This is a genomic window from Ruegeria sp. AL3, from assembly GCF_056536065.1.
Window position 1 is genome coordinate 1,976,187 of the sequence record NZ_JBQFJG010000001.1, and the last position, 15,048, is coordinate 1,991,234.

Annotated in this window: 20 protein-coding genes; 10 read left to right on the forward strand and 10 right to left on the reverse strand. The window is 57.7% G+C overall.

Going from position 1 to position 15,048, the window contains the following annotated elements:
* Positions 1-139: 139 nt before the first annotated feature.
* The 4 genes from meaB (at position 140) to ACR3E6_RS10030 (ending at position 2,857) form a co-directional block, all read left to right on the forward strand.
* Complete coding sequence (gene meaB, locus ACR3E6_RS10015) at positions 140-1,111, forward strand: methylmalonyl Co-A mutase-associated GTPase MeaB (RefSeq protein WP_171232539.1); 972 nt, start codon at positions 140-142, stop codon at positions 1,109-1,111.
* 186 nt (positions 1,112-1,297) lie between these two features.
* Positions 1,298-1,585, forward strand: coding sequence for a 50S ribosomal protein L28 (gene rpmB / locus ACR3E6_RS10020; protein ID WP_050603240.1), 288 nt, complete (start codon positions 1,298-1,300; stop codon positions 1,583-1,585).
* Between the two features lie 407 nt (positions 1,586-1,992).
* The gene (locus tag ACR3E6_RS10025; RefSeq protein WP_171638200.1) at positions 1,993-2,343 is read left to right on the forward strand and encodes a hypothetical protein; all 351 of its coding nucleotides are present in this window, start codon (positions 1,993-1,995) and stop codon (positions 2,341-2,343) included.
* Between the two features lie 40 nt (positions 2,344-2,383).
* Positions 2,384-2,857 carry a copper chaperone PCu(A)C gene (locus ACR3E6_RS10030; protein ID WP_209546981.1) on the forward strand — a complete coding sequence of 158 codons (474 nt, stop codon included), beginning with the start codon at positions 2,384-2,386 and terminating at the stop codon, positions 2,855-2,857.
* Between the two features lie 92 nt (positions 2,858-2,949).
* Here ACR3E6_RS10030 and ACR3E6_RS10035 read toward each other — a convergent pair whose 3' ends face one another.
* Together ACR3E6_RS10035 and ACR3E6_RS10040 are read right to left on the reverse strand one after the other, a co-directional pair.
* Positions 2,950-3,558, reverse strand: a complete 609-nt coding sequence (locus ACR3E6_RS10035; protein WP_171638196.1) for an HdeD family acid-resistance protein — start codon at positions 3,556-3,558, stop codon at positions 2,950-2,952.
* Between the two features lie 61 nt (positions 3,559-3,619).
* The gene (locus ACR3E6_RS10040) at positions 3,620-4,318 is read right to left on the reverse strand and encodes an NAD-dependent deacylase (RefSeq protein WP_480488122.1); all 699 of its coding nucleotides are present in this window, start codon (positions 4,316-4,318) and stop codon (positions 3,620-3,622) included.
* A gap of 28 nt (positions 4,319-4,346) precedes the next feature.
* Here ACR3E6_RS10040 and ACR3E6_RS10045 point away from each other — a divergent pair, with 28 nt between their 5' ends.
* Positions 4,347-4,790, forward strand: a complete 444-nt coding sequence (locus tag ACR3E6_RS10045; RefSeq protein WP_171638194.1) for a low molecular weight protein-tyrosine-phosphatase — start codon at positions 4,347-4,349, stop codon at positions 4,788-4,790.
* Here ACR3E6_RS10045 and ACR3E6_RS10050 read toward each other — a convergent pair.
* From ACR3E6_RS10050 to ACR3E6_RS10065, 4 genes are all read right to left on the reverse strand, one after another.
* Positions 4,787-5,740: a LysR family transcriptional regulator gene (locus ACR3E6_RS10050; protein ID WP_480486969.1), complete on the reverse strand. Its 954-nt coding sequence runs from the start codon at positions 5,738-5,740 to the stop codon at positions 4,787-4,789. The genes ACR3E6_RS10045 and ACR3E6_RS10050 overlap by 4 nt on opposite strands.
* 65 nt (positions 5,741-5,805) lie before the next feature.
* Complete coding sequence (locus ACR3E6_RS10055) at positions 5,806-6,114, reverse strand: hypothetical protein (protein WP_171229650.1); 309 nt, start codon at positions 6,112-6,114, stop codon at positions 5,806-5,808.
* A 173-nt stretch (positions 6,115-6,287) separates the two neighbouring features.
* Positions 6,288-6,932 (reverse strand): hypothetical protein, encoded by a 645-nt coding sequence (locus ACR3E6_RS10060; protein ID WP_480486972.1) that lies wholly within the window; start codon positions 6,930-6,932, stop codon positions 6,288-6,290.
* A gap of 26 nt (positions 6,933-6,958) precedes the next feature.
* On the reverse strand, positions 6,959-7,408 hold the full coding sequence (locus ACR3E6_RS10065) for a hypothetical protein (protein WP_480486974.1): 450 nt from the start codon (positions 7,406-7,408) through the stop codon (positions 6,959-6,961).
* A 119-nt stretch (positions 7,409-7,527) separates the two neighbouring features.
* Here ACR3E6_RS10065 and lepA point away from each other — a divergent pair, with 119 nt between their 5' ends.
* Positions 7,528-9,327 (forward strand): translation elongation factor 4, encoded by a 1,800-nt coding sequence (gene lepA / locus ACR3E6_RS10070; protein ID WP_171638190.1) that lies wholly within the window; start codon positions 7,528-7,530, stop codon positions 9,325-9,327.
* 60 nt (positions 9,328-9,387) lie between these two features.
* Here lepA and ACR3E6_RS10075 read toward each other — a convergent pair whose 3' ends face one another.
* Positions 9,388-10,401: a DUF4062 domain-containing protein gene (locus ACR3E6_RS10075; protein ID WP_480486976.1), complete on the reverse strand. Its 1,014-nt coding sequence runs from the start codon at positions 10,399-10,401 to the stop codon at positions 9,388-9,390.
* 391 nt (positions 10,402-10,792) lie between these two features.
* On the opposite strand from ACR3E6_RS10075, the gene ACR3E6_RS10080 reads away from it, so the two are divergent.
* The 3 genes from ACR3E6_RS10080 to ACR3E6_RS10090 all read left to right on the forward strand — a co-directional run bounded on the left by ACR3E6_RS10080 (position 10,793) and on the right by ACR3E6_RS10090 (position 12,106).
* The gene (locus tag ACR3E6_RS10080; RefSeq protein ID WP_171641127.1) at positions 10,793-11,146 is read left to right on the forward strand and encodes a hypothetical protein; all 354 of its coding nucleotides are present in this window, start codon (positions 10,793-10,795) and stop codon (positions 11,144-11,146) included.
* A gap of 83 nt (positions 11,147-11,229) precedes the next feature.
* Positions 11,230-11,550, forward strand: coding sequence for a hypothetical protein (locus ACR3E6_RS10085; RefSeq protein ID WP_170345061.1), 321 nt, complete (start codon positions 11,230-11,232; stop codon positions 11,548-11,550).
* A 106-nt stretch (positions 11,551-11,656) separates the two neighbouring features.
* Positions 11,657-12,106: a hypothetical protein gene (locus ACR3E6_RS10090; RefSeq protein WP_171724389.1), complete on the forward strand. Its 450-nt coding sequence runs from the start codon at positions 11,657-11,659 to the stop codon at positions 12,104-12,106.
* Positions 12,107-12,206: 100 nt separating this feature from the next.
* Here the strand turns inward: ACR3E6_RS10090 and ACR3E6_RS10095 are convergent, their stop codons facing one another.
* From ACR3E6_RS10095 to ACR3E6_RS10105, 3 genes are all read right to left on the reverse strand, one after another.
* A complete protein-coding gene (locus ACR3E6_RS10095; RefSeq protein ID WP_171724388.1) occupies positions 12,207-12,623 on the reverse strand; it encodes a type II toxin-antitoxin system Phd/YefM family antitoxin in 417 nt (138 codons plus the stop codon).
* Between the two features lie 829 nt (positions 12,624-13,452).
* A complete protein-coding gene (locus tag ACR3E6_RS10100; protein ID WP_152457342.1) occupies positions 13,453-13,590 on the reverse strand; it encodes an entericidin A/B family lipoprotein in 138 nt (45 codons plus the stop codon).
* Positions 13,591-13,651: 61 nt separating this feature from the next.
* Positions 13,652-13,993 carry an ArsR/SmtB family transcription factor gene (locus tag ACR3E6_RS10105; protein WP_480486979.1) on the reverse strand — a complete coding sequence of 114 codons (342 nt, stop codon included), beginning with the start codon at positions 13,991-13,993 and terminating at the stop codon, positions 13,652-13,654.
* A gap of 368 nt (positions 13,994-14,361) precedes the next feature.
* Here ACR3E6_RS10105 and ACR3E6_RS10110 point away from each other — a divergent pair, with 368 nt between their 5' ends.
* Positions 14,362-14,994 carry an ATP-dependent Clp protease proteolytic subunit gene (locus ACR3E6_RS10110; RefSeq protein ID WP_480486981.1) on the forward strand — a complete coding sequence of 211 codons (633 nt, stop codon included), beginning with the start codon at positions 14,362-14,364 and terminating at the stop codon, positions 14,992-14,994.
* The last annotated feature ends 54 nt before the right edge of the window (positions 14,995-15,048 follow it).

Here is a 15,048-nt window from a genome sequence, read left to right on the forward strand (position 1 = left end):
CGGCAGAATCAACCCTGAACGGCCAAGCAACGCACGAATTGACGCAGCTTTCGCTTTGATCGCATTTCCGGCGACCTGCGGTCTGGACAAACGCCCCCCGAGCGCGGCAACTATTCCTGCCTCTAGGATCGGGACAAGAATGCAGACAGACAGCCTCAGCGACAGGATTTTGAAGGGCGAGCGCCGGGCGCTGGCCCGCGCGATCACTCTGGTGGAAAGCAATCGCGCCGATCATCGTGCACAGGCCAGCGAGCTGTTGGCCCAGCTCGCAGGATCGGGGCGTCAGGCGCTCCGGATCGGTTTGTCGGGTACGCCCGGGGTGGGCAAGTCCACCTTCATCGAAAGCTTTGGCATGATGCTGACGGGGCAGGGGCTGCGTGTCGCGGTTCTGGCAGTCGATCCCAGCTCTGCCCGTTCGGGGGGCTCGATTCTGGGGGACAAAACCCGGATGGAACGCCTGAGCCGCGAGAAGAACGCCTTTATTCGCCCCTCCCCCAGCCAGAGCCATCTCGGCGGCGTTGCCCGACGGACCCGCGAGGCCATCGCCCTGTGCGAGGCCGCAGGCTATGACGTGGTGCTGATTGAAACCGTGGGCGTCGGGCAGTCTGAAACGGTGGTGTCCGAATTGTCGGACCTGTTCCTGTTGCTGTTGGCCCCGGCGGGTGGGGACGAATTGCAGGGTGTCAAACGTGGCATCATGGAGATGGCCGATATCATCCTGATCAACAAGGCGGATGGCGACCTGAAGGCCACGGCGACCCGGACATGCGCAGACTATGCCGGCGCGTTGCGATTGCTGCGCAAGCGCCCGCAGGATCCCGAAGGTTTCCCCAAGGCAATGACCGTTTCAGCGGTCGAAGAACAGGGGCTGGAGCAAGCCTGGGACGAGATGCAATCCCTGACCCGGTGGCGCCGCGACAACGGTATCTGGGAAGCCAACCGGGCCGCACAGGCGCGATACTGGTTCGATCAGGAAGTCCGCCATGCCCTTCTGGCTCGGCTCGACACGCCGCAGGCCAAGGCCGAGATGGAACGCCTGAACGCTGAAGTCTCGGCCGGGCGTCTGAACCCGGCCCGCGCGGCCGAAGAACTGCTTGGCACACTGAGCTGACGGGGTGAAAGGGGGCAAGGTTTCAAAGGCGGGCGCAAAATGAAAGAATTCGTTCGGTCCGTCTTGACGCTTCCTGCGATTCCCACTACACGCATCCAACCAGTTTTCGGGCGCGACTTCGGGTTGTGCCCCTTGTGATTTGGCCGAGGGCTTCGTGCCCGGCCTCCAGAAACAAAGGAAGAAACCATGTCGCGCCGTTGCGAACTGACCGGAAAAGGCCCGATGACTGGCAACAATGTCAGCCATGCCAAAAACAGAACTCGTCGTCGTTTCCTGCCGAACCTGAATGACGTTACCCTGCAGTCCGAGACCCTGGGCCGCGGCGTCAAGCTGCGCATCTCGGCAGCCGCCCTGCGTTCGGTTGACCACCGCGGTGGTCTGGACGCATTCCTGGCCAAAGCCAAGGATGAAGAACTGTCGGCGAACGCGCTGAAAGTGAAGAAGGAAATCGCCAAGGCGCAAGCCACGGCCTAAGCCTTTTCGCTTACGGGATTTCAGGCCCTGCACCTCTGAGGTGCGGGGCTTTTTTGTTTTGAGACGCCCGCTGCTGCCTTGCTTTGTTTTCAAATTCGAAATTATTTCTCGCCATTGGTGAATTGCTTCACATACGGAAAGCCGAATCTGACCTATCGTCACTGTCATTCATCAGGCGGGGGCCTCACTATGACGTTAAAAAGTTTCTACCTTTTCCTGTTTCTGGCCGCGGTTTTTCGCAAAGCAATTTCGGCTTGTACGCGGATGCAGCGCAGGGTGAATCGTTCCCACACCAGCTTCAATACAAGCAAGGTGAAACGACCGGGAATTGATTACTGAAACCAGCTTCAAGCGCGACCCTTTGGCGCTTGAAGCTACTTTGCTGACTGACCTATACCCGGGTCAGGATGAGACCTGCCATAACACGATTCCTGCCTTATGCTCTGTCCCTGCTTTTGGTTCTGACCGGGCAGGGCCTTGCGGTGTCCCGCGGCATGGACAGGGCCGTGGGTCAGATGGTGTTGTGCACAGGCACCGGTCCGGTCGTTGTCTATATGGACGAAGACGGACAGCCCACCGCGCCACCGCATTACTGCCCGGATTACGCGCTGTCCCTGATGGGCGCGGTCGCCATTGCCCAGCCGCCCATGCCTATGGCACCAGAGCAGGCGCAGTTAGCGCCGCTGCGACATCTGGTCAATCAAATCGCCTTGCCGGTCCCCGGCACCCCGGCGCGCGCGCCGCCTGTACGTGTTTGAAGACACTACTTTTTCAAACCTACAATACAGGAGAGGCACGATGTCCCTCAAAACTACTCTGTTTGCAACCCTGGCCGCCGTGACCCTGGCCATGCCCGCTGTTGCCGAAGGCACTATCAAAGTTGATGACGCCTTTGCCCGGTCGTCGGGAAAGACCGCCAAGGCAGGTGCCGCGTTCATGATGATCCAGAATCTGGGCGATGCGGACGACCGTTTGGTCGGCGTGACGTCGGATGCCGCTGCTCGGGTTGAACTGCACACGCACAAAGTCGACGACAATGGCGTGGCCAAGATGGTGCATGTCGAGGAAGGCTTTGCCATTCCGGCAGGCGAAACCCACATGCTGAAACGCGGCGGCGACCATGTGATGTTCATGGGGCTGACCGAACCGTTCGAGCAGGACGCCATGGTTCCGGTGACGCTGATCTTTGAAAAGGCTGGCGAGGTTGAGATCGAAATCCCGGTCGATCTGGAGCGTCAGGACATGGGTGGGCACGGATCTCATTCGAACTAGGGCAACGCCTGTCTTCGGGCCGCGCTGCGGCCGTCATCCATGCGTCAGGCCGGGCATTGCCCGGCCTGTTGTTCCTGCGGCCGCCGCTGGTGCTATTTGTTGACGTTTTTCATACCGACGCGGTCACCGGCCTGGCGGAATCGGGATGCCAGCCAGAACATGACCGCGGCGATGGCCAGTGCCGAAAAGGCGATGCCCCATCCAAGTGCAACAAGCGCGACCGCTGGCCAGATCATCAAAACAAGCCCGACCACAAGCGCGACAAAACCCGAGACGCGCATGGAGCCGCGTTGAGGGTCTCTCTCGTGCATTTGCCCGGATGCCGCCAGCGAACCGATCCCGATAATCAGCGCCCAGGCGCCCATGAGGAAAAAGGCCAGTTTGACCGTCCCTTCCGGCCAGATCAGCAGGACAAGCCCGATCAGAAGCGCACCGATTGCAGCGCCGCCCATCACCCCGCGACGCCCAACGCCCAAAAGCGTCAGGCCACCATCGAGGATCAGCAGCACACCAACCAGCCGCAGCAGCAACGCGATGCTGCCAGACGGCCAGAACAGCGCTGCAATACCGACAAGCCCGGCCAATACTCCGCGCAGCAGAAAGGTCCACCACAGGCTGGAAAGCTGCTCTCCCAGCATGTCGCGCCCGGCCATGCTGCCTTCATCCAGAATTTCACCGGTCCGGGGGTCCTGATCCGTCATGTCTTGTCCTCCAGTCGTTTCGGGGGCATTCTAACCGAATTAAGCGAGTGTTGTCTGTACTTTAACTATGCGGCGCAAGCAGGTGCCCGACCCATCGCGGAACTGTCTGGGTCGCTTTGCCGACAACTCTTTCATCAAACCCGGATGCGCCCGGCGACGGTTCCAGATTGATCTCGATCGTCCGAGCGCCCGCCGCTTGTGCCTCGTGCACGAACGCTGCCGCCGGATAAACCTGACCCGAGGTGCCAATGGCGGCAAAAAGCCACGCGCTGCTCAGGTGGTCATAAATCTCGTCCATGAAATAGGGCATTTCACCAAACCAGACCACATCGGGCCGGGCCGTGGGCCGCGCACAGGCGGGGCAGGATTCCCCAACCGCCATTTCGGGCGGGGCGGTCCAGCGATGGCCACAGGCTGAACACAGCGCGCCCGCCAAAGTTCCGTGCATGTGGATGACATCCTTTGCGCCGCCCGCCTCGTGCAGGCTGTCCACGTTCTGGGTTACGATCACGACGTCTCCGGGCCAGTCCCGTTGGAGCCGGGCCAGTGCTTCATGAGCGGCATTGGGTTGAACTTCGGAGGCCTGAACCCGCCGCGCATTGTAAAACCCTTGAACCAGTGCGGGATCGCGGGCGAATCCTTCCGGCGTGGCGACATCCTCGATGCGGTGCTGGGCCCACAATCCACCCTCATCGCGAAAGGTGCTCAACCCGCTCTCGGCTGATATTCCGGCCCCGGTCAGAATCACGATCTTTTCCATTTCTCCTCCGCGCGGTACAGCATGGTGCATGTCACACCGTATCCTTTTTGTCTGCCTGGGCAATATCTGCCGCTCGCCTGCGGCAGAGGGCGTTTTTCGCGCCCGCGCGCCACATCACGTAACCGATAGTGCCGGAACCATGGGCTGGCATGCGGGAAAACCGCCCTATGGCCCAATGCAGGCAGCTGCAAAGGTCAGGGGAATCGATTTGGGCGACCTGCGCGCGCGTCAGTTCACCGCTGCCGATTTCGACCGCTTCGACCTGATCCTGGGCATGGACGCCAACAACATCGCGGATATCGAGAATCTGCGCCCCGCCGGCAGTGACACCCCGGTGCGCCTGCTGACCGATTTCGCCCCTGAGGCCGGCGCGGATCATGTGCCTGACCCCTATTACACACGGGATTTCGATGGCGCGCTGGACCTGATCGAGGCAGCGGTTGACGGCCTTGCTGCCCATCTGGACAGTTAACCGCCGATCACCCGCAGCGATCCGCTCAGCCAGGGCAGTTTGGCCAAAGCCGGGTCAACGATCTGGTTCTGCATCAGACGCCGTGTCATGCCCGCGACCTCCTGCGGCACCTGATCGGACCAGCCCGTTCGCGCCAGCAATGATATGCTGCGCGAGAAATCCCCGAACGGGGCAGGGTGGGCCTCCAGCCCGTCATGAAAACGCGCTGCGCGCATGAAGCCCAGCGGCGTCGTGATCGCCCAACCCAGACCCCGTGCAACCATGGCCATAAGCGCCATGTGCGAGCCGATCTCGAACCGTTCCTCGAACTCCTGCGCGTCGCGCGCCATATGCGCCTCGATCTGCCGGCTGATCAGCTGCTCGCGGGCATAGCGCAGATATGGCAGGCTGTTCTGCACAGCCTCCACTCCGCCCGCCCCCTGAGGCGCAACCAGAATGAACGGATCCCGGACCAGAGGGTACTCGACCACCCCTTCCAGCACTTCTCCGCTATGGGCGGTGACGGCCATATGCAGGCGTTGTTCGGCCAAGGCCTCGAACAGATCGAGGCTCGACAAGGTGATCAGTTTGAAATTCGATCGGGTCAGACTGTCCGCCAGCAGCGTGGCCAGCCGTGGGGTCAGGTCATTGTCGAAGTCGTCGATCAATCCGATGGAGAGCGTGGTCAGATGCCCCAGATCCATGACCGACAATTCGCTTTGTGCCATTTGCAGCTCGGCCAGAACCGCCTCGGCCCGCACCAGAAAACTGCGCCCGGCCTGCGTCAGGCGCATCGGTCGGCGCCCGTGATCGACCAGTTCGGTGCCCAGAGCCTTTTCCAGATTGCGCAACTGTTGGGAAACGGATGGCTGGCTGAGCCCCGTGATCTCGGCGGCCTGTGCCACCGATCCCGTCCGCGCCAAAGCCTCGAACACCTCAAGGCCCCGCAGGGTCAGCCCTTTCATCACCATAAGATACACCTTTCGCTGCGCCTTTCTGGGGCGCAGCGTGGATCAGGTCAAGGTTTCAGAGGGGCTTAGCTGCAGATCGCCTGCGCCATCTGGCCAAAGTTCTGATACCGGTCCCACAGCGCATCGTCGCGCGCGGTCTGCGACATCTTCAACTCCTGCGCCTGATGGGGGTCGGTGAACCATTTGGCCACGGTTTTCTGATCGCTGCGGGTAAGCGCCTGATCCGCCACGCGCTGGATGCAACTGCACCGATCCCGCGTCGCCGCCGACCGGTCCGACGCCAGACACGCCCGCTTGATCTGCGCCGCATCCGCAACCGGAGCCACCGCCGTCAGCGATGCCGCACAAAATGCGATTAAGAGGAACTGTTTCATACTCGAGCCTCGTTTTTGCCTGCCCGGAGGTGTCTTGCGCCCCTCTCGGTCTGCGGCGGAGTATGAATCAAATGGGCGCGCGGATCAATCATACGTTGCGAAAAAGTGATTGCACGAGCCGGAAACGATACAATCCCGCCACCCCCGTAGGCCGGGTTTCAGCCCGGCACCGGTCAGGACAGGAGCGGGAGCCACCTTTCAATGGCCTCGATCAACGCTTCAATTTTCTCCGGGTGTTTAGCTATGTAAGCGTCAACGATCGCTGTAGTGCCTTTGGTTGAGCCTACAACGACCGCAGTGCCAACTGCTAAATTTGCCTTGCCAACGCACCACTTGAGTAAGCCAACCAGTCCTGCTTTGAGTTTGCCCAGAATTGCTTCAATCCACTCACGAGCAGGGCGTTCCTCTTCCAAAGCCGTCGAGAGGTCGTCGGTCGTTTCCCAGATCAAGGTTATCGCGTCGGACAACCGTTCATCTTCGATGCTCTTAGGAGGGTTGTTCCCTCCGATGCCGTGGCGTGCTGAGGTTCTAACTGTCAGGCTACCTTTGATGTCCGATAAGGCTTTCTCGACTTCCCACCTTGCCTGAATTTCCGCAATTTCTTCAGCAACAGCTTCCGGGCCTGCGTTCCAAATACTATTGCCAATCAAAGCAACCCGCCGCTGTAACTCCCAGTCCAACGGTTCACCCTTCAGCATTCCCTCGTACCATTCAGCCCAAAACTCCCATGGCGTCTCGGGGGCGTTTTCGGAAAACCGCTGCGACAAGCTGGCGTACGGCTCTGGTACTGCACCATGCCACAGTTCGGTGGCAAACACCTGCTCAGTTTCATCTGGTGTCGCGGCTAGCGCAATAGCATCGGCAGATAGCGCTTGGGTAATTTCGGCACCGTAGGTGAATGCGTTGGCATTGAGATCTTGATTGTTTCGGCAGGCGTGGCGCGCGTTGCATAGAAGGTTGCGGCGACGGCAGTAGCGACGTTGGATAAGGTCGGGTCGGTTAATGTACCGTACCCGTTTTCGGCATTGGCGGCGTCGAGGGTGCCTAGAGTACTAGAGGTGATCGAAGCTATTTCTGGGTAAAGCCCAGTACCAACGAGTCCAGAAACAATATTGGCTCTAAAGCAAGCTAGAAGAATTTGCGCCTGTTCGCGGCTGCTACTTTCTTGATCTGATAAAACAAAAGCATAGGGAAGAACTTTTAAGGCTGAACGCGTCGCAAATGCTTTCAGTGCCGTGTTTGAAAGCGAATTTAGCCAATCTTCAAACTCTTCTGGACGGGTTAAAATAACCATGTGCATTCCTGCTAATACGAGCGGTCCAATCTGCCCTCTTGAAGTTTAGCGGACAAGGCACCGAAACTCTGTCGCGTTTCTATTGACCAATCCACGATTCCTCTACATATCCCCAACCCATGACAGACCTCGCTCATATCCGCAATTTCTCCATCGTCGCGCATATCGACCATGGCAAATCCACCCTTGCTGACCGGCTCATCCAAGAGACCGGAACGGTGAAGGATCGCGACATGAAGGAACAGCTGCTCGACAGCATGGATATCGAGCGCGAGCGTGGCATCACCATCAAGGCCAACACGGTTCGCATCGACTATACCGCCGACAATGGCGAGCAATACGTGCTGAACCTGATCGACACCCCCGGCCACGTGGACTTCGCCTATGAAGTCTCGCGGTCGATGCGCGCGGTCGAGGGCTCTCTGCTGGTGGTCGACTCGACCCAAGGGGTCGAGGCGCAGACGCTGGCGAATGTCTATCAGGCCATCGACGCCGATCATGAGATCGTGCCGGTGCTCAACAAGATCGACCTGCCCGCGTCCGACTGTGACCGCGTGGCCGAACAGATCGAAGATGTGATCGGTATCGACGCGACCGACGCCATTCAGGTTTCCGCCAAAACGGGGCAGGGCATCCACGAAACTCTGGAAGCAATCGTACAGCACCTGCCCGCACCGAAGGGCAATCTGGACGCGCCTCTCAAGGCGATGCTGGTGGATTCGTGGTACGACGCCTATCTGGGCGTCATCGTTCTGGTCCGCATCATGGACGGCACGCTGAAAAAGGGGATGCGGGTCAAGTTCATGTCAAACAACACCCTGCACCATGTCGACCGTGTCGGCGTCTTCCGCCCCGAGATGCAGATGGTCGACTCGCTTGGCCCCGGCGAGATCGGATTCCTGACCGCATCCATCAAACAGGTCCGCGACACCCGCGTAGGTGACACCATCACCAATGACCGCAACGGGACCGAAGTCGCACTGCCGGGCTTCAAACCCGCGCAGCCGGTGGTGTTCTGCGGTCTGTTCCCAGTGGACAGCGCCGAATTCGAAGACCTGCGCGATGCAATCGACAAACTGGCGCTCAACGATGCCAGCTTCAGCTTTGAAATGGAAACTTCGGCCGCGCTTGGCTTTGGCTTCCGCTGCGGTTTCCTGGGCCTGCTGCATCTTGAGGTCATCCGCGACCGCATCGAACGCGAATACGATATCGAGCTCATCACCACCGCGCCGTCGGTGATCTATCACGTCTACATGAAAGACGGCGCGATGATCGAGCTGCACAACCCCGCCGACATGCCCGACCCCTCGAAGGTAGATCATATCGAGGAACCGCGCATCAAGGCGACCATCCTTGTGCCGGATGAATACCTGGGTGACGTGCTGAAACTGTGTCAGGACCGCCGCGGCATCCAGATGGACCTGACCTATGCAGGTTCCCGCGCCATGGTCGTCTATGACCTGCCGCTAAACGAGGTTGTTTTCGACTTCTACGACCGCCTGAAATCGGTGACCAAGGGCTATGCGTCGTTTGATTACCAGATGACAGGCTATACCGAGGACAATCTGGTCAAGATGTCGGTGCTGGTGAACGATGAACCGGTCGATGCGCTGTCGACCATGGTTCACCGCGACCGGGCCGAGATGCGGGGCCGGGCGATGTGCGAAAAGCTCAAGGACCTGATCCCGCGCCACATGTTCAAAATCCCGATCCAGGCCGCCATCGGAGGCAAGGTCATCGCCCGCGAGACCCTCTCGGCCCTGCGCAAGGACGTGACCGCGAAATGCTACGGCGGCGACGCCACGCGGAAACGCAAACTGCTGGACAAGCAGAAGGCAGGTAAGAAGAAGATGCGCCAGTTCGGGAAGGTGGATATCCCGCAGGAGGCGTTTATTTCAGCGTTGAAGATGGACAGCTGAGGCTGTCCATTTTGAGTGTGCATAACTGACAGGCGATTAGGTTCTATTTTTCTAAATCGGTTATTTCGCTTTGATAACGTTTAGCCTTCTAACTTCGGCACTACCTGCGTCTGTCAACTGCCAAAAATTAGCAATGTCACCGCCTACGGTTTTAGAGCGGAAGACTTTTATTAGACCAAGCGCTTCTAGTTGAATGCGAAACGCGTTCAAAGTTTCTCGTGTGAGCGAAAATTTGTGATCTACCGAGTTCCATTTTCTTTGTCCTTTGGAAGCAAAAAGGGCCACCATGTTGGAAAAATGGTCTTGGTTGAGAGATTCAATCATGTTGGGGCCTACGTCTCGAAAGACATCTTCTAACTTGACGCAGAATTCTTTGACGCCATCCCGCACTACGCTGCTGTTCTGATCTCTTTTCCAGGCTTCTACACAGCAAGTAACTTCGGTATCCAGATCGGCGATGTCTTCTAGCTGCCTTTCCACAGCTTTGAAGAGTTTTAATTCTTCGCGCGCGCTTGCCAACTCCTCTTGAAGTTCGACCAACTTCTCCAAAGTTTTTTCGTTGTCTACTGATGGAGATCTGACCCAGCCTTGCCTTGGTGCGGTGGCGAATGCTCGATTCAACGCCAATACTACAGATGCGGGAAGAGTTTGATCATTTTCCCACATTTTGACCATCCTTGCAGCCGTTACGTCGTTTCTAAACCTATAGAATCCTTCGGCTTTTATCGGGTCGCTGATATCAGAAACTTCTTTTGGAAGTGTATCGGGGCTTGAGTGGACAAAAGCGAGCACAGGGACACCTATTTCCAATGCGTATCGGTATTCCTTTTCTGTATAACTCATGCCATCAGGCGCGATCGATCCGTAGCGCGCTCCAATCACGAGTACGTAGTAATCCGTTTGATCTATTAGCTTTTTGATGAACTCAAACTGCTCTTCGTCAGCAGCTGGAAAAGCCTCCATTCCAACGGGTATGCAATCCATCTCATACAATGCGCGTGTAATCGAGTCCCGTACCGTTTGCAGATCCGAATAGGTGGAAGACAAGAATACTTGGTATTTCTTCTTTGACAAAGCGTTCTCCTCAAAGTTGCTAAAGAACTACCTTTACTTTTCGTTGCTTAGCAACCTCAAGCGTAGTTTCATGTTAGATTTTTCGTTGATCAACTCAGCTGCCCGGCGGCACCGCCGGGCCGCGCCGACCCGCCCCCATGGGGCGGCGCGTTTACGCCTCCCCTCGGGCCGGCGCTGCCCTCAGTTTGTTGATAAACCGTGGCAGGCGCGTTTGCGCCCCGGGGCTCCGCCCGTTCGCGGCTGAATTCGTCTACTGGACGAATTCCGAGACGCCGCTTACCCCCTCGGGCCGGCGCTTCCCTCCGGCTTGGCAATCGCACGATTTCTGAAATCCAGCCAAAAGTGCTAGACTCCCCGCATTCCAAACAGATTTTTCAAAGGGGGAAGTGTTATGGACCCGCAATTGCGTTCCGAGATTTCGATGCGCCGTCTTGACCATTATTACGACGTCATGCGCACCTCGATCTTTGCCTATGTCGCCATCGCCGCGGTCATTGGGTTTGGGGCCGAAGGAGTTGCTCTGCCGCTGATCGTGCTGGTGCTTGTGATCACCACCTATGGTGTTCTGGCGGGCAAGACCGCGCTGGAAGATGTTGAAAACCTGCGCGGCGACATGACCGAGGAGTTTGCGCAGACCAGCTTTGCCCAAGGATTGAAGGCGCGTAACCTGAAAGGGCTGATCCTGACGTCGAATGTGTTGCTGGGTCTGATTGGGCTGTCCGAACTCATCGCAATCGTGTTCTGACCGAAGTCTGTGATCAACCTCACAGCTTCAACTTCGCCCACCTGCTAAAGTTGACGCGACGGCAACCTCGGCAGGAGGCCCTTATGTCCACATCGCTCATCCCTCTCATCGCCCTCGGGTCGGCGGGTCTTTATTCCGTTGCCATGATCTCGATGAAGTTCTGGTGGAAAATTCCCGGTGTTGGCCTGACCCTTCTGATTGTTGCCACGCTGCTGGCCGCCGCGACGCTGGAACTTGCCGCGCTTCGCAACGAACGGTTGGGCATCATCTATACCGGCATTCTGGGGGCCGAGGTCGTGCTGATCGCCATCGCCTCGTATTTCCTGTTTGGCGAGAACTTTTCCTATCGCGAGGGGATTGGCATCGCGCTGGTCATTGTCGGGACAGCTTTGGCCTGGGCCTGAAACTCCATTCTAAGCCCCCGCTGAACCAATCATGAAGTTTCCCTTAAGTAAGTTGCAACCCGCCCGGGCGGTCCCAATCTGTTGACCAGACAGAAGGAGAGAGCCCATGACCAGATACATGACTGCCGGAGCAGCCGCTTTGGCCACGACCCTCGCCCTTGGAACGGCCGCGCTGGCCGATACCACGCCCGATCTGCGCGGCACCTGGCTGGGGTCTTACACGACCGTTCAGCCCAGCCATTACTACAAAGGCGATCAGCCCCGGTTCAATCAGGCCGAATGGATGCTGGATGTGCAGCTTCAGGACGGCAACGTTTTCTGGGGGCACAGCAAATGGCGTCGCGATGGCGATTCCGACTGGAATGAATACGAGGCCACCGGCACCATCAGCCTCGATGGGACGGGCAGCATCGGCATCGTCGAAACCTCACCTCTGCTGATCGGCGCGAATGCGTTGATCGATGCGCGGTACGAAGATGGCAAGATCTTTGCCGATTTCCGTAGCCTGCGGAACGGAACGACCTACAGCACCGTTCTGGAACGTCAGGTGAACTGAAGCGTGTCCGGCCCGGACGATTGTAGGGGGTAAGTATCGCTGCTGCAATTTTGACTGCGGCGGAGGTTAGTAGGTTGCCACGTGCGGGTCGGACCGCTTCTCAAAAACGGAACAATCGTCTCCACAGCGCGGAGACGGGCCGGGCGGCCAGTTCACCGCCTGCGATAGGAACCAGACCACCCCGCGCAAGAATGCGGCGTTCCTCGGCGCGGGTCATCTGGATCTCGCGAACCTTCAGCGCGGCTTCGCGCGCGGTGACATAGCTGCCGTCCGGTCCCGGTTCCATTCCGGGGATGTTGCGTCCCCGCGACCACATTCCGCGAATGCCCGACAGCGGGTGTTTCCACCCGATCTCGTCATCATCCTGCAAATGCCAGATCCGCTTCGCTTCTGCGACCGAGACCAGAGCGGCCAGCGGTTTGCCGTGCCGGGTCAGTATGATCACTTCGCGCGGGTCCTGTGCGCGGGTGACCAAAGCGCCCAAATGGGCGCGCGCATGGGAAATGGTGCAACGCATCGGCGAATCTCCGTATGTACGATTCGAAAGATTGGTGGTCCGAGAGTTGTACAAACCCCGCAATTCTCAACTAATGGCGCGTGCGGTGGCCTTTGCGCCCGCAGCATTGGGCCAAAAGCCGGGCTCAGGCCCAGACCTGAAAATTTCCCGGGACAAACATGCGTGGAGTCGAAACTTCTCGGATTATCCACAAAGATTTCCCGGCAGATACCAACAATTTATCCCCGTCTAATTTTCATGCTGCAGTGCTATTTTCTTGTCAGATACAAGGCGTGCTGCAACAGTCTGAAAACCACACAGGTTCTTCGGAAACCGAAGGTGGGACGCAAAGGCCCGGGGGTCTTGGCAGAGAGACTGGATCTTAGGATTTGCGTTGAACTGCAATGGCTTACCGGTGGGTGATCAGCCGAACGAGGGCTTCATGCCCAAGTCGGATGGTTACCTTCTCAGAGGGCCGATGCACTCTGTGATGTCTCTTCGGGGACAATGCAGCCGCTGCAGTCTCTCAGGGGGCTGTAGCAACTGGATCGGGTGCTCTTCGGAGCGCATCGACCCGGTAAGGCGTCAGGAGTGTCCGAAAGGACGCATGCAAAGACCGCGTCTGCGCACCTGGCGCCTTTTCCTTTGCCGGATTTCGGTTTCATACAGGCTACCACTCACCCCTGCCGAAAGGGACCGGGGCTCTTCTGCGTATGCGAAAGAGCCCCGATTTAGCGTCAGATGATGCAATGCCGCGTCTATGCACCTGTAAGGGAAAGCTACCGCGGCATGCCATGTCTTTCAACTACATATTGAGAGAAGGCCCGCGCGCGGCGCAAAATAAAGTGTATTACAGGCTTTCCTGCACGTCGGTTGCTGCGCCTTGGATGGCATCTCCGGCTTTTTCGATATCCTTGCCGGCGCCTTTGGCGGTTTCGCAGGCAGTCAGTGCAAACAGGCTCAGGCCCATCAGAATTACGCGGATCATGTTCGTCTCCTTGGTGCTCGATTATTTTTCGGTAGCACCTTTTTTCAGCCGGAGCCAGTTCCTAGGTCGGGCCGTCGCCGCAGAAGAGCTCGTAAACGACTTCGAGCATGCGGCGGGGACGATCATCCGCCAGACGATAGTAGATGGCTTTACCTTCCCTGCGAGGTATCACCAACCCTTCAAGTCGCAGACGGGAAAGTTGCTGTGATACAGCGGCTTGTCTGGCGGACAGCAATTCTTCCAGTTCGGTGACGGATTTTTCACCGGACACCAGATGGCAGAGGATCATCAATCTGCCTTCGTGGCTTATCGCTTTGAGAAAATTGGAAGCGCGTGTCGCGTTGGTGACCATGCGGTCAAAATCTTCTTTTGACATGTCATTGGACAGCTGAGGAAGTGCCATCGATTGAGTTCCTTGCAAACCCGTTGGCCGGGTGTTGTTTCCGTAACGTAAAGAGACGTGAGTGTAAGACCCTTCAGTACATGTTTCGTACATTCATTTCTATATGTATGAATCAAAATAGCGTGATGTATGAAAGGGGAATTCGGATTGAACGTTCCCGCAACGCGAGGGGGCAGATGATTCACTTTAAGGCGATCTGCTGATCGTTGCCGGAAACAACAGATGGTTCGCCTTGACGATTGATGATGATCCACATTCGGTCAGCGTTCTCACTTGCCCCCCTTGCAGCCCCCCTTAGCCGACACTAAGACTCAGGTAACACTTGTTGGGATATTGTCCCGATCCATAGCTAAACAGGCAGGTTACGAATGTTCGATCCCGTAGAAACCTACATGAATACACTTGTTCCCATGGTCGTTGAGCAGACCAGCCGGGGCGAGCGCGCCTATGATATTTTCTCCCGCCTGCTGAAAGAGCGGATCGTATTCATCAACGGACCGATTCATGATGGGATGAGCCATCTTGTTGTGGCGCAATTGCTGCACCTCGAAGCTGAAAACCCCAACAAGGAAATCTCGATCTACATAAACTCGCCCGGCGGAGTGGTAACCAGCGGTTTGTCGATTTACGACACTATGCAATACATCAAGCCGAAATGTTCCACATTGGTGATCGGTCAGGCGGCCTCGATGGGCTCGGTCCTGCTGGCCGGGGGCGAGAAGGGAATGCGCTTTTCACTGCCCAACAGCCGCATCATGGTGCACCAGCCCAGTGGCGGGTACCAGGGCCAGGCCAGTGACATCATGATTCACGCGGCCGAAACCCAAAAGCTGAAGGATCGCCTGTATGACATCTACGTACGTCATACGGGGCAGACGAAAAAGGCGGTCGAAAAAGCGCTGGATCGTGACAATTTCATGAGCCCGGAAGAGGCCAAGGAATGGGGTCACATCGATGAGATCGTTGAAAATCGAGCGAAAATGGACACGGAAGAGGCCTGAGGCCGATACCCCGCGTCACCGGCGCGGGGGTCATTTTGAGATTGTAGCCGCCAG